Origin of the sequence: Streptomyces lydicamycinicus (assembly GCF_000829715.2) — a bacterium.
Classification (GTDB): Bacteria; Actinomycetota; Actinomycetes; order Streptomycetales; family Streptomycetaceae; genus Streptomyces; species Streptomyces lydicamycinicus.
Map to the genome: position 1 here is coordinate 309,140 of NZ_BBNO01000007.1, position 13,398 is coordinate 322,537.

Genomic DNA, 13,398 nt, shown 5'->3' on the forward strand with positions numbered 1-13,398 from the left:
CGTCGTGAGGTGGGGCCGGCGGGCTGACAGCCACTTACCAGGGGAGCTGGACCGTCGACGGCTTCGAGATGGTGAACAGTTCATGCACCGCGCGTACTTCGAGCCGGGCGGCCGGCTCGTGCCCCGCGCGCCGCAGGCCCGCGACGTAGTACGCCGTGCCGCAGGTGCCACCGAGGAACTCCCGCCGCCCGTACGGGAGTTGGCGATGCAGTTCGTAGTGGCGCACCGGGCCCGTGGCGCGCCGCCAGCTCAGCCGTACCGCGGTCGCCCCGTCCGCGGCGGCAGTGCCGGTGACCGTCAGCCCGCTCGGCGCAGCGGGGGACGCGGCGCCGTCGCGGACCGCGAGTGCCCCCAGCCGCCAGGCCACCGCCGCGCCACCCCGGCCGGTCAGCCGCACCCCCAGGGCATACAGGGTCCCGGTGCCGAGGGCGCCCAGGCGCACGGAGAGGGTGCGCCAGCCGTCGCCCGGCTCCAGGGTCCCGGCCGGCAGATGGACGTACGGGGCGGGCTCGCCCGGTGCCGGGGCGTCCCGCGGTGCGACGGCCACCTCGACGGTCACCGGCCCCGACGACGGGTCGAGGCGATGGGTGAGGTCGAGGACGGTGGCGGCGCCGGCCGGCAGCCGGGCGGGGAACAGGTCCAGGGTGGCCGGCCGGTCGAGGGCGCCCCGCACCAGCAGACTGCTGCCACCGCGCCAGGCGTCGGCGAAGTCGAAGGACACCTCCGGGCGCCGGCCCTCGGTGCGTATGGCCCAGCGTCTCGGTGGCAGCCGGTCCTGTAGCCCGAGGTGGTTCCAGGGGGTGTCGGAGGTGGCCGCACCGTCCTCGTACCAGCGCAGGCCGTGCCCCGTGTTGAAGGTGGTGGCGAAGGGCAGCGCGGTGAGCGTCGAACGGTCGGCGACGGCGGAGGCCGGTGCCCGCCAGCCGTCGCCCGTGCCGCCCGGCCCGGCCGGATCCAGTCCCTCGCCGCACCAGAACCGGTCGTCCGCGGCATGGAACCGGCCGGGCGTACGCCCCGCGGGCAGATGGCTGAGCGTCCACTCGGGACGGTAGAAGCCGTACGAGACGACATGGTCGCGCCCGGTGGGGAGGATCGCCTCCCAGTCCGTGACGCTGTCCCAGCCCGCCGCTTCGACATCGACCCCGGCCCACAACTCATAGCGGCTGCGTCCGAGTTCCTCCGCCAGCCGCCCCGAGTCCGCCAGCCGCCCGGCGGTCCACCGGAAGTCCAGGAACATCGAGTCGGCGACCGGCCCGGCACCGTCCTGGAAGAACGGCCGGTTCAGCTCGTCGAGCGCGCCCTGCCAGCCGACCTGCCCGGTCCGGTTCATCGCGTCGTACCAGGTGATCCGCAGACCGTGCCGGGCGCCCGCGGTACGCAGGGCCCGCAGGAACGCCTGCATCTCGGCGGCCAGCGCGGCGTCGCCGCCACCGGTCTCCGCGTTGAGGAACCAGCCGTCGAAGCCGTACACCCGCGCGACCTGCACCAGCTTCGCGGCCAGTGGGAAGCGTCCCGCCGCGTCCCGCCGCACCAGATCGCGGGTCCAGCGCAGCTGCCCGCCGTAGGCGACCGGCGGGAGGAAGACCGTGCCCAGTACGGGGACCCCGTTGCGGTGGGCGGCATCGACGACCGGGGCGTTCGGCGCCAGGATCAGGCCCTCGCCGGACGAGCCGCCCCAGAAGACCAGCTCATCAAGGTAGGCCCAGTGGGTCGGTGCGTAGTAGTCGGCGGTGGCCGAGCCCTGCGACGGATTGCCTGCGGTGTGGTCGAAGGCCGCCAGCGCACTGATCCGGGCCTGCCCGGCGCGAGCGGTGGTGTTCGCCGGGACCGGCGTGAACCGCTCGGCCAGCGGCACCGTCGCGGTGTTGAACGGCAGATCCCGGTCGGTCGCGGGCGTCCAGGCCGCCAGACTCCGCCAGGTGATGCCGTCGCCCGGGGTGCCCGACGGCAGCGAGTCGGGGAACCAGTAGGAGGCATGGGGCTGCAAGGAGTCCGCGGCGCCGGCCCCGGGCGGTCCGGCGGCCGCCGCCGCACCACCCCCGGGGGACGGCCCGAGCAGGGCGGCCGCGGTGCCCGCCCCGGCCAGCAGCACCCGGCGGCGGGAGACGGGGAACGGTTGCCGGTTCATGAGGTGCTCCTCCGGTGGGGGACGGCCGGTGACGAGCGGCGCCGGGGCCGTCCGACGTCCTCGGGTGTGCGGACCTCGGTGATGCCACGTGACGTCAAATGCGCGGTGTCAGTGGCGAGTTCGGACAGTACGAGGGCGGGGCGGGCCCCCTGGGCGGTGAGCTCGGCCCAGGCCTCGAAGACCGGACCGCCGGGGGCGCACACCGAGCGGCGGGGTGCGGCCTCGGCCCCGCCGGCATCGACGGTCAGCGCGGTGCCGCGGACCGGCGGCCGGTGTGTGCGGCGGCGCTGCTCCGCGATCAGCGCTGCGAGGGCCCGCCCGGCCGGCTTGAGCGTACGGTCGCTGCCGAGCAGCCCCAGCCCGTACTCCAGCTCGGGGAAGTCCGCGAGCGACCGCGGCACATCGTGCGAACACCACCAGGTGACGCCCCAGACGTCCGGACAGTCCAGCGCGGCGGTGACGGTGGCCTCGGTGAACCGCGCCGCGCCCGCCGCCGGGATGTGCGGGGCCGGCGCGCCGACCTCCTGGAGCCACACCGGGCGGTGCGGGTCCGTCGCCCACGCCTTGGACAGCTCGATGAGATAGGCGGCGTGCTGTTCGGTGGCGGTACCCGTCGGACCGTGCCGCTGCGCGGTGCCGTTGAAGACCCAGGAGTGCACGGCCGTGACGGCGCCCAGCCGGGCGGCGTGCGCCGGGGTGAAGGGATGCCCGTCCCGGTACCAGGCCGCGTCGTAGGCGGCGTGCAGATGCATCCGGCCCGGCGCGCCCCGCTCGCACGCGGCCAGCATCCGCGCCAGCCAGGCCCCGGCCTGCTCGTCGGTGATCCGGTCGGGGTCAGGGTGCGGCCGGTCCGAGAACTGGTTGAACTCGTTGCCGAGCGTCATCCCGAGGAAGTGGGGCCGGTCGGCGAGCGCGGCCGCCAGCGTCCGCAGATACTCCTCCTGGCCGGACAGCACCTCGGGGTCGGTGAAGAGGTTGCGGCGGTGCCAGGTCCGCGTCCAGGCGGGCAGGAAGTCGAAGCTCGACAGATGGCCCTGCAACCCGTCGACATTGACGTGCAGACCGCGTTCGCCCGCGGCGTCCACGAGCTGCACCAGCTGTTCCACGGCGCGCGGCCGGATCAGCGTGCGGTTGGGCTGGAACAGCGGCCAGAGCGGGAAGACCCGGATGTGGTCCAGGCCCAGGCCGGCGAGGGAGTCGAGGTCGGCGCGTACGGAATCCAGGTCGAAGTCCAGCCAGTGGTGGAACCAGCCCTGGGTGGGCGTGTAGTTGACACCGAAGCGCATGGGGCTCCTGTGGGTATGGGGGTGGGGACTCGGCGGGGCGGGCAGGTCAGCCCTTGACGGCGCCCTCGCCGACGCCGCGGAAGAAGAAGCGCTGGAGGCCCGCGAACAGCACCAGCAGCGGGAGCACGGCGATGACGGTGCCGGCCGCGACCAGCCGCTGATTGTCCGCGAAGGTGCCGTGCAGAAAGTTCAGCCCGATGGTCAGGGTGAACTTCGACTGGTCGCTCAGCACGATCAGCGGCCACAGGAAGTCGTCCCAGGCCCCCATGAAGGCGAAGATCGCGACCACCGCGAGGGTGCCCTTGACCGACGGCAGCGCGATCCGTACGAACCGCTGCCAGGCATTGGCGCCGTCGACGTACGCGGCCTCCTCCACCTCGTACGGCAGCGCCGCGAAGGCATTGCGCATCAGCAGCACATTCAGCGCGCCGATACAGCCGGGCAGCACCACCCCGAGCAGGGTGTTGTTCAGCTGGAGCTCCCGCATCGTCACGAACTGGGCGATCAGGATGCTCTCGACCGGCACCAGCATCGCCATGACGAACACCACCAGCGCGCTCCGACGGCCCGGGAAGCGCAGCCGGGCCAGCGCATAGCCCGCGAGCGCCGCGCCCGCGCAGTTGGTGAGCACATTGGTGACCGCCACCTTGAGGGAGTTCAGCGCGAAGTCCCAGACCGGGATGGTCTCGGCGACGCCGGCGTAGTTGTCCAGGGTGACCTGGTGCGGCAGCAGGCTCGGGGAAGAGCGGTAGATGTCCTCGCCGGGCCCCTTGAGGGAGGTGGACAGCTGCCACAGGAACGGCCCGATGGTCAGGGCCAGCACGGCGAGCAGCAGCAGATAGCGGAGCAGCAGCTGCCACCGCGGCATCCGGCGCCCGGCGCGCGCCCACCCGGCCCGGCGCTCCGGCTCCCGCTCAACGATGGCGCTCATGCGTCCTCCGTGCGGTGGGCCCGCAGCACCAGCAGCATCAGCCCGAGCGTGAGGACGAAGACCACGACGGACAGCGCCGAGGCATAGCCGACCCGGCCGCTGAGGCCGGTGCCGACCTGCTGGACGAGCATCACCAACGTGGTGTCCTCACCGCCGGGGCCGCCGGTCGGACCGGCCATCAGATAGACCTCGGAGAACACCTTGAACGCCCCGACCGAGGACAGCGCCGCGACCAGCACCATCGTGGAGCGCACCGCGGGGACGGTGACGGTCAGGAAGCGGCGCACCGCCCCCGCGCCGTCCACCGCGCAGGCCTCGTGCAGCTCCCGGGGGACGTTGGCCAGCGCCGCCAGATAAATGATCATGTAGTAGCCGAGGCCCTTCCAGACCGTGACCGCCATCGCGCTGAGCAGCAGCAGCCAGGGATCGCTGAGAAAGCCGACCCGGCCGAAGCCCAGGCCCTCCAGCAGCGCATTGATCAGCCCCCGGTCGTCCAGCAGCCACACCCAGATCAGCCCGACCACCACGACGGAGGCGACCACCGGCGTGTAGAACGCGGCCCGGAAGAAGGTCATCCCGGGAAGGTGCCGCTGCACCAGCATCGCCAGCAGCAACGGCAGCATCACCAGGAGCGGTACGACCCCGAGGACGTACAGCAGGCTGTTGCGCAGCCCTGTCCAGAACATCGCGTCATGGATCAGCTCCTGGTAATTGGCACCGCCGACGAATTGCCCCGCGGTGAGGGTGCGCGCATCGGTGAAGGAGTGGGCCACCGTGCTCAGGAACGGATACAGGCTGAATGCGGCCACGACCAGCAGCCCGGGAGCCAGGAAAAGCCAAGGGCTGGACGGAAGTTGTGTACGGGGGCCTGCGGCGCGCCGCCGTGACGGGGCCGGCGGGGGAGCGGGGGCCGGTGCCCCAGCCGTCGCGTGCCGGGCTCGCGCGGTCATTCCGGTCTTCACCGAATACCCCGGGCTCAGGCGGTCTTGAGCAGGCGATTGCACTCGGCCACCGCGCCGTCCAGCGCCGCCTCGGGGGACTGCTTTCCCTGTACGGCCTTGGCGACCGCATTGCGCAGCACGGTCTTCATCTGGTCACTGAGCAGCACCGGGGTGTAATTCACCGCGGTCTTCAGCGACTTGGCCGCGGCCACCCGCACCCGGGTCGCATCGGTGCCGTCCTCCTTGGTGAAGTACGGATCGTCCAGCGAGCCCTTGGTGCTGGGGAAGATCGTGACCTCCTTGGCGAAGGCCATCTGGTTCTTCCTGTCCGTGACGAAGTGCGCGAACGCGACCGCCGCCGGCTTGACCTTGCTCTGCGCGTTCACCATCAGGCCCTGGACATACATATTGGCCTTACCGGTGTTGTTGACCGCGTCGGTGATGCCGATGTGCCGGTAGAGTCCCGGCGCCTCCTTCTTGAAGTTCTCCAGGTCGTGCGCGCTGCCCGGATTCATCGCCACCGACTGCTGCTGGAACTTCCGTCCCGCGGACTCGGCCTGTGCGGTCAGCGCCTGGGAGTCCAGGGCCCCGGCCGCATACAGCTTCTTGTAGTGCTCCAGCAGCTCGACGCCCGCCGGCTCGTTGAAGGTGAACTCCGTGCCCCGGGCGTTCATCAGCCGCACGCCATAGCGGCCGAAGTCCTCGATCGACGGCGTGCCGGCGAGCATCGCTATCTTCCGGTCGCTCTTCCGCGCCATCGTCAGGGCGTCCCTGAAGAGCTGGTCGTACGACGTCGGCGGCCGCCGCGGATCGAGCCCGGCCTTGCTGAAGAGCTCCTTGTTGTAGAACATCGGGCCGGTGTTCAGATACCAGGGGAAGGCATAGACGCCCGTCATCCCCGGCATCCGATGGCTCTCCCAGGCGCCGTCGAGATACTCCTTCCGGTATTTCCCGGCGGCCTTTTCCAGATCGAGAGCCAGCCCGGCCCTGGCCAGCGGATAGGCGAGATCCGGCGACACATTGACGACATCGGGCAGCGTGCCGCCGGCGGCGTCCGCGCTCAATTTCTCCGGATATCCCTCGGCCGGCTGGTCCACCCAGGTGACCTTGGTACCCGGATATTTTTCCTCGAAGTCCGAGATCACACCCTCGAAATATTTCTTGAAATTGGCCTTGAGGTTCCAGGTCTGGAAGGTGACCCGGCCCTCGACCTTCCCCGCGGCGCTGTCCGGTCCGCCGGCTCCCGGGGAGCCGCATGCGGTCAGGACGAGCGCCGAGGTGACCAGGGCCGCGGCGGTGGCGGCTGCTCGACGGAGTGGACGCATGGCTGGCGGCTCCTTTGCTCGGACCGGACACCAGGAGAATTGTCACGAGCGGCCGGAAATTCCCATTGTTTTATGGCAGCCAGAAATGACGTGGCGACCTTTTCGGCCATTGAGCAGGTGATTGCGCGAGTCCTCGGGCGACGATGCGGCAGACGCTACTAATGCGTTTTAGTAGGTGTCAATACCCCGTCGGACAACTTCCCTTACGGTGCGACGGACCGACCTGATTCCGGACGCCCCAGCGACGTTTGACAGGCCACTCGACGCTGATCAAACTATGCGCACTAATGCGGTTCAGTACGAGGGAGAGCCCGCCATGACAGCGCCCGGTGAGGCGGCCCGGCGGAAACCGGCCCGCCGCCCGACGATCAAGGACATCGCCCGCCGGGCCGGGGTCTCGGAGAGCGCCGTCTCGTTCGCGCTCAACGACCGGCCGGGCGTCTCCCAGGAAACCCGCGCCCGGGTACGCCGGGTCGCGGAGGAACTCGGCTGGCAGGCCAACAGCGCCGCCCGCGCCCTGTCCGGCGAACGCGCCGGCGCCCTGGGACTGGTGCTCGCCCGGCCCGCCCAGACCCTGGGTGTGGAGTCCTTCTTCCTCCAACTGGTCTCCGGCATCCAGGAAGTGCTCTCCGCGCGGCAGATCGCGCTCCTCTTCCAGGTCGTCGAGGACCTCGGCACCGAGTGCGCGCTCTACCGCCGCTGGTGGGCCGAACGACGGGTGGACGGCGTCCTCGTGGTCGATCCGCGCACCGAGGATCCCCGCCCGGAACTGCTCGCCGCACTCGGTCTGCCCGCCGTCGTCGTCGGCGGCCCCGCCACACCCGGGCCGGACCCCTCGGAACCGGCCGCCGGACCCGCCGCCGCCCCGGCCCACCCGCTGCTCTCCACCGTCTGGGCCGACGACGCCAAGGCCATGGCACGGGTCCTGGACCACCTCTACGGCCTCGGCCACCGCCGGATCGTGCATATCGCCGGGCTGCCCGGCCTCGCCCACACGGCACGCCGGATCCGCTCGCTGCGTACGGAAGCGGACCGGCGGGGCCTCGACCACCGCCAGGTCCACTCGGTGACCACCGACTACTCCGACGCCGAGGGAGCCGAGGCCACCCGCCGTCTCCTCGACGCTGAGCGGCCGCCGACGGCGATCGTCTACGACAACGATGTGATGGCCGTGGCCGGCGCCTCGGTGGCCGCCGAGCGCGGTATCCCCGTACCGGGCGCGCTGTCGATCGTGGCCTGGGACGACTCGGCGCTGTGCCGGGTCACCCACCCCCGGCTCACCGCACTCGTCCGCGACACCCCCGGCTTCGGCAGGCTCGCCGCCCAGGAACTCCTCGCGGTCCTCGACGGCGGCCCGCTGCGCACCGTCCAGGGTGAACTGCCGCACCTGGAGGCGCGGGAGAGCACCGCGTCGCCCTCGCCCCGCTGACCGGACGAGTCACCGCGCGGTGCTTTGCCGGGCACCGCCCGCTGCGCCAGGTGCGCCTGATCAGGACAGCCCGGCGGAGGCACCCTGGCCCGCTGCCCCCTGACCAAGCCGTGATGCCTGGCAGCCGAACCGGTGACAGACTTGGCGGGCAGGCTGATCATGCTGCTACCGAGCCCGGAGGAGGCCGCGCGGATGGCCGGCACAGGCGGCAGGCGGCGCCCCACGGCGGCCCCGTGCGCCCTGGTCACCGGCGCCACCGGCTATATCGGCGGCCGTCTGATCCCCGAGCTGCTGACCGCCGGATACGCCGTACGGGCCCTGGCCAGGACACCGGAGAAGCTGCGCGATCACCCCTGGGCCGGGCGGACGGAGGTGCTGCGCGGCGATGTCACCGACGAGGACTCGGTCCGTACCGCGATGGCCGGCGTCGAGGTCGCGTACTACCTGGTGCACGCCCTGGGAAGTGGCGGCCGGTTCGAGGACACCGACCGCCGGGCCGCGCAGATCTTCGCCCGGCAGGCCCGCGCCGCCGGAGTCCGCCGGATCGTCTACCTCGGCGGCCTCACCCCCGAGGGAATCCCGGAGCAGGAGCTCTCGCCCCACCTGCGCTCCCGTGCCGAGGTCGCGGACATCCTGCTGGCGTCCGGTGTTCCCACCGCCGTGCTGCGCGCCGCCGTCATCATCGGCTCCGGCTCGGCCTCGTTCGAGATGCTGCGCTACCTCACCGAGCGGCTGCCGGTCATGGTCACCCCCAGCTGGGTGCGCACCTGCATCCAGCCGGTCGCCGTCCGCGATGTGCTGCGCTATCTGGTGGGCTGCGCCCGCCTCCCCGACGACGTCAGCCGGGCCTTCGACATCGGCGGACCCGACATCCTCACCTACCGCGACATGATGCAGCGCTACGCACGGGTCGCCGCACTGCCGGAACGGCTGATCCTCCCCGTGCCGATGCTCACCCCGCGCCTCTCCAGCCTCTGGATCGGCCTGGTCACCCCGGTGCCGCCCGGCCTGGCCCGCCCGCTCGCCGAATCACTGCGCTATGAGGTCGTCTGCCACGAGCACGACATCGCCCGCTACGTCCCCGACCCGGACCCGCCGGGGCACCCCATCGCCTTCGACGACGCACTGGAACTGGCGCTGCGCCGGGTACGGGACGCCGAGGTCGCCACCCGCTGGTCCAACGCGGCGGTCCCCGGGGCACCGAGCGACCCGCTGCCGACCGACCCCGACTGGGCCGGCGGCAGCCTCTACACCGACCGGCGGGTGCGGGCCGTGGACGCCCCGCCCGAGGTGCTGTGGCGGGTGGTCGAAGGCATCGGCGGCGACAACGGCTGGTACTCCCTTCCGCTCGCCTGGGCGGTGCGCGGCTGGCTGGACCGGCTGGTCGGCGGGGTGGGGCTGCGCCGCGGCCGACGGGACGCCGGCCGGCTGCGGGTCGGCGACTCGCTCGACTTCTGGCGCGTCGAGGAGGTCGAGCCGGGCCGGCTGCTGCGGCTGCGCGCCGAGATGCGGCTCCCCGGCCTGGCCTGGCTGGAACTGACGGTCGGCCGCGACGCCGACGGCCGTACGCTCTACGGCCAGCGGGCCCTGTTCCACCCGCACGGACTGACCGGCCACGCCTACTGGTGGTCCGTCTCCCCCTTCCACGCCGCGGTGTTCGGCGGTATGGCCCGCAACATCGCGGCCGCCGCGGCGGCCGAGCACCGGAGCCGTCCTCAGTGACCGGACCGCGCCCGAGCCTGAGCGCCGTCAAGTGGTCCCACAAGCAAGCGAGTTGAGGCTCGCGACCCGCCCCACAACCCGCCCCGCGATACGCCGACGGCGGGTTCCCGGGCGGACGCTGCCCGGGAACCCGCCGTCGTGGGGGATCAGTGGTGTGTCACCACACCGGGCGCCATCCGGCCGCAGTTGGAGCCGGAAACGCTGACGCTGACCGACTCGATCGCGCCGCCCCAGTCCACACAGATGCCCTTTCCGGGCAGATAGACGGGGCCGGCGTACGAGGTGTACTGACCGCTGTCGTAAACCCAGTCGGAACTGCCGTCGGTGGCCGTGAGATAGGTGTACATGTACACCCGCTTACCGGGGCTGTTCCGCACGGTCACGACACAGTTCTTTCCGGTCCTGGCGCTGTATGTCAGGTACACGGTCCCCTTTCCGGTGACCGGTACGGAATTCACTACGCTGTAGCCGCTTCCGCAGGCTCCGTTGTAGGCGGCGGCGGCCGTCGGTGCGGCGGACGCGGTGGTGGCTGTCGCCATCGTGGCGATACCGGCCACGGCCAGTGCCGCGGCTCCTGCGATGGCACGAGAACGCTTCATGGAAAACCCCCCGTTGGGTGAAGTGCGTCGCGTGGTCATTTCACAGTGTTGGACAGCGTTCGGCCGTGGATGGTTGTACCGCGGCGGGAATTCGCGGTCATCCCGGAGCAGTTGTCCAAAAAGCGGTGCCCGGCCGTCGCCGCGCACCAAAAAAGGCCGGTCCCCGGCGCCGCAGGGGGCGCGCCGGGGACCGGCCGTGGCGTATGGGGTCAGTTGCCGTCCGCGAGGACCTTGAGGCGGGTGTACGAGCCGTTGAAGCGGTTCCGGTCGCCGACCACATGGCCCGAGGAGGTGTGCTGCCAGATGCTGTGGAAGTGCCAGCCGGCCGGCAGCGCGCCCACGGACGAGCCGTAGCGCGGGATCCACAGCGGATTCGTCCGGCCGAACTTGCCGGAGTTGCCGGTGCACTTCTTCCACCAGTTGGTGGAGGTGTAAATGACCGCGTGGCGGCCCGTCTCCTCCCGGTAGGTCCGCACGAAGTCGCGGATCCAGCTGACCATCGCCTTGTGGCTCTTGCCGTAGCAGGTCGCGCCGTAGGGGTTGTACTCCATGTCGAGCGCGCCGGGCAGCGTCCGGCCGTCCCGGGACCAGTCGCCGCCGTGGTCGACGAAGTACCGCGCCTGGGAGCCTCCGCTGGAGTGGTCGGGCAGGGCGAAGTGGTACGCGCCATGGATCATGCCGGAGTGGTACGAGCCCCTGTACTGCTGAGTGAAGTACGGGTTCGTGTAGCTGGTCCCCTCGGTGGCCTTGACGTAGGCGAAACGCACCCCGGACCTGCGCAGCGAGGACCAACCGACCTTCTTGTTGTGGCTGGAGACGTCGACGCCGGACACGCCTCTTCTGGACGAGGCCCGCGCCCCGGAACCGCCGGCCGCCGCCCGGTCGCCGCCCTCGTGGGCCATGATCGTGGACCCCATCCAGTCCTGCTCGGGGTGGGCGGGTCTCTTCTCGGCGTCCGACGCCGTGGCGGAGCCGGGCAGCGCGAGGGGCAGAGCGAGCACGGAGAGAAGAGAAACGAGAGTTCCGGCCGCAAGAGGGACTGTACGGCGGGCCGGACCGGATCTGCGCAAGGGCATCGCATGCCTCCGAAGGCCTTCGGTTGAGTCAGGTTCGGCAGCTTTTGAGCAGAATCCTGCCGATAAGTGACATATACGCAGAACCGCCTGACTCTATGACCCAATGGCCCGTCAGTCCGCCGACCGGCCCTGCATCTCACCCGTCCGGCGGGCGGAAACCGTCACCCACGCCCCCGTTGCGGGCCTCCGGGTCGCACGACAGAGCGAAGCGGGCCCCGGCAATGCCGGGACCCGCTCCACCGCGCAGCGGCGAACGCGCCATTCCGCCGCTTCGCAAGCTGCTCTATGCCGAGCCTGCCGGCTCGCTTGTGTGGTCCGTCATATCCCTCGCCTCATCTGGCTCGGCCGGCCTCGGGTGCCGGTGACGGCTCTTCCGCTCTGTCGGCTCAGTAGGCCGAGTCGACGTTGTCGATCGAGCCGTACCGGTCGGCGGCGTAGTTGGCCGCTGCGGTGATGTTGGCGATCGGGTCGGTGAGCTTATGGGGGGTGCCGGCGACGTGGTAGGCGTCGAAGGTCGGCTGGATCACCTGGAGCAGGCCCTTGGAGGGCACGCCGTTGATGGCGTTGATGTCCCAGTCGTTGACGGCGTTGGGGTCACCGGCGGACTCCCGCATGATGTTGCGGTGCAGGCCCTCGTACGAGCCGGGGATGCCCTTGGCCTTCATGATGTCCAGCGACTCACGGATCCAGCCGTCGAGGTTGTTCGGGTACTCCTTGACGTCCTTGCGCTCGGCGGAGCGGTTGGCGGCCTGCTGGGCGCTGTGCTGCTTCTCGACGGCGGTGACCTTGACGTGGTCGGCGACCGAGGCGGTCACCGGACGGCTGGTCTTGGCGTCGTCCGCCTTTGCCGGCTGACCCTTCGCGCTGACCGGCTTGACCGCGGCGGGGGCGTGCTCAGAAGCGGCCTGAGCGGTGTCCGGGGCGGAGGTGAGGGCCAGGCCCGAGGTGGCACCCGCGGCGGCCAGGACGGCCACGGCGACCTTGTGGGTACGGGTGATGCGGGTGATACGGGCAGCGCGGGGCAGGGTGAAGCTGGGCATGCAGAGTGACCTCTTCCAGGTACTGGGGACGGGGAGGCGGCCTTTTTTGGCGGCGCGTAACGAACCGGAGGTCTTTGTTGCGTCCGCCTTGGGGCGTGACTCGCAAACTCGCTCTCGGTGCGTCGGAATCCATGGTTAACGCCGGTCCCGAATCGAGGCAATGGTGCTCTGTACTACTCATCTTCGTGAGATAAACCCGTATCCCGGAAGTGGTAAGCGTTTCCGGCGGCGTTGGCCCGGAATGGGCGCATGGGTATCGACTAGGCAGGGTCGTAAGTGACATACATCGCGTGCCTCGGGTCACCCGATAACGCCCTCAAAGGCCGCTCGCACCCCGCCCATAAGTTGCCTGGCTCACACCGGATTTAGCGTGATCCGGCGCCGGTTCGAGCGCCAGTGGCAGCAAATTCAGCCGGGTGCGGGCACGGCGGGACGGGCCGGTGATCCGTAAATGTGGCGCGGGGCACTGTGGCGGCGGCCAAAAGGGCGGCAATTGTGCCCCGATTCACTATCGGCCACGGCCGGATTTTGCCGCGGTGCGGAGCGGGAGAAGGTCGGAGGGGCTCGGCCGTTGGTGAGGGCTCCGCTACGGCAATACGGCGGTGCCGCTGGTCCGTTCGCAGCAGCGCCCGGAGCTGTCGCATGACTCCGGGCCCGCCGCCCCGGAAGGTGGCAGCGCACACAGTCACCACTCACGGTAGGGACATCCATATGCTCCGTCGTATTTCCGTCGTGCTCACCGGTCTTCTCGTCACCGGCTTCCTCGCGACCGGTGCGGCCGCCGCGGCACCGGCCGATGGCCGCCACCAGGACCGCCTCACGGCCAAGGAACGGCAGGGACTCCGTATCGCCTCCGAGGTTCTCGACACGCTCTTCGGCGAGGGCCTGCCCCGGCGCGACCGCTACTGACCGGCGGCGCCG

11 protein-coding genes are annotated in these 13,398 nt (G+C 70.9%); 3 read left to right on the forward strand and 8 right to left on the reverse strand.

Features of this window, described 5'->3' with window-relative positions; genetic code table 11:
• Positions 1-34: 34 nt before the first annotated feature.
• Genes TU31_RS23820 through TU31_RS23840 form a run of 5 tightly spaced genes read right to left on the reverse strand, consistent with a single transcriptional unit; the run spans position 35 to position 6,611 of the window.
• Positions 35-2,128, reverse strand: coding sequence for an endo-beta-N-acetylglucosaminidase (locus TU31_RS23820; protein ID WP_042158099.1), 2,094 nt, complete (start codon positions 2,126-2,128; stop codon positions 35-37).
• On the reverse strand, positions 2,125-3,414 hold the full coding sequence (locus tag TU31_RS23825; protein ID WP_042158101.1) for a glycoside hydrolase 5 family protein: 1,290 nt from the start codon (positions 3,412-3,414) through the stop codon (positions 2,125-2,127). The genes TU31_RS23820 and TU31_RS23825 overlap by 4 nt, the downstream gene beginning before the upstream one ends.
• A 46-nt stretch (positions 3,415-3,460) precedes the next feature.
• Entirely contained in the window at positions 3,461-4,345 is an 885-nt protein-coding gene (locus tag TU31_RS23830; RefSeq protein WP_042158102.1) for a carbohydrate ABC transporter permease, read from the reverse strand.
• On the reverse strand, positions 4,342-5,295 hold the full coding sequence (locus tag TU31_RS23835; protein ID WP_042158103.1) for a carbohydrate ABC transporter permease: 954 nt from the start codon (positions 5,293-5,295) through the stop codon (positions 4,342-4,344). Before TU31_RS23835 ends, TU31_RS23830 begins: the two co-directional genes overlap by 4 nt.
• A 26-nt stretch (positions 5,296-5,321) precedes the next feature.
• On the reverse strand, positions 5,322-6,611 hold the full coding sequence (locus TU31_RS23840) for an ABC transporter substrate-binding protein (RefSeq protein ID WP_042158104.1): 1,290 nt from the start codon (positions 6,609-6,611) through the stop codon (positions 5,322-5,324).
• 316 nt (positions 6,612-6,927) lie between these two features.
• On the opposite strand from TU31_RS23840, the gene TU31_RS23845 reads away from it, so the two are divergent.
• On the forward strand, positions 6,928-8,040 hold the full coding sequence (locus tag TU31_RS23845; protein ID WP_042158105.1) for a LacI family DNA-binding transcriptional regulator: 1,113 nt from the start codon (positions 6,928-6,930) through the stop codon (positions 8,038-8,040).
• Between the two features lie 192 nt (positions 8,041-8,232).
• Positions 8,233-9,762, forward strand: coding sequence for an SDR family oxidoreductase (locus TU31_RS23850; RefSeq protein ID WP_042158107.1), 1,530 nt, complete (start codon positions 8,233-8,235; stop codon positions 9,760-9,762).
• Positions 9,763-9,908: 146 nt separating this feature from the next.
• On the opposite strand, the gene TU31_RS23855 is transcribed toward TU31_RS23850, so the two are convergent.
• From TU31_RS23855 to TU31_RS23865, 3 genes are all read right to left on the reverse strand, one after another.
• Complete coding sequence (locus TU31_RS23855) at positions 9,909-10,361, reverse strand: hypothetical protein (RefSeq protein WP_042158109.1); 453 nt, start codon at positions 10,359-10,361, stop codon at positions 9,909-9,911.
• A gap of 209 nt (positions 10,362-10,570) precedes the next feature.
• Positions 10,571-11,437: a lysozyme gene (locus tag TU31_RS23860; protein ID WP_042158110.1), complete on the reverse strand. Its 867-nt coding sequence runs from the start codon at positions 11,435-11,437 to the stop codon at positions 10,571-10,573.
• A gap of 386 nt (positions 11,438-11,823) precedes the next feature.
• Complete coding sequence (locus TU31_RS23865) at positions 11,824-12,477, reverse strand: transglycosylase SLT domain-containing protein (RefSeq protein ID WP_078885925.1); 654 nt, start codon at positions 12,475-12,477, stop codon at positions 11,824-11,826.
• Between the two features lie 711 nt (positions 12,478-13,188).
• Here TU31_RS23865 and TU31_RS23870 point away from each other — a divergent pair.
• Positions 13,189-13,386, forward strand: a complete 198-nt coding sequence (locus TU31_RS23870; protein WP_042158112.1) for a hypothetical protein — start codon at positions 13,189-13,191, stop codon at positions 13,384-13,386.
• The last annotated feature ends 12 nt before the right edge of the window (positions 13,387-13,398 follow it).